General features: G+C 62.4%; 1 protein-coding gene. It reads right to left on the bottom strand.

What is annotated here, in order from left to right; translation table 11 throughout:
- The coding region (locus SB659_RS19545; RefSeq protein ID WP_410551603.1) for a glycoside hydrolase family 15 protein at positions 1-271 on the bottom strand (271 nt) is incomplete at both ends.

Below are 271 nucleotides of genomic sequence, written 5' to 3'. Positions count from 1 at the left end.
AGAGCAGGATCGGAAAAGCCGTCTCGTCCATCTGGATGCCCTTCCAGTAGGGCCGCCCGTCGAGCCAGGAATTCTGTACCCAATGGCCGTCGGCCTCCTGGGTCGCGACCAGATAGTCGAGAACCTCGAGCGCATCGGCATGTGCTCCGGCCGCGAGCAGCCCGCCTGCCGTTTCGACGAGATCGCGCGTCCAGACAAGATGATAGCCGCCAAGATCGTCATCGCCTTTCGACGAACCCCAGGGAATGGAGAGGCTGGCAATGATTGCGCC

Origin of the sequence: Arthrobacter sp. SIMBA_036, assembly GCF_046535135.1 — a bacterium.
Classification (GTDB): domain Bacteria; phylum Actinomycetota; class Actinomycetes; order Actinomycetales; family Micrococcaceae; genus Arthrobacter.
The sequence above is the reverse complement of the archived record's forward strand: the minus strand, read 5'-3'. Positions and strand labels throughout refer to the sequence as shown.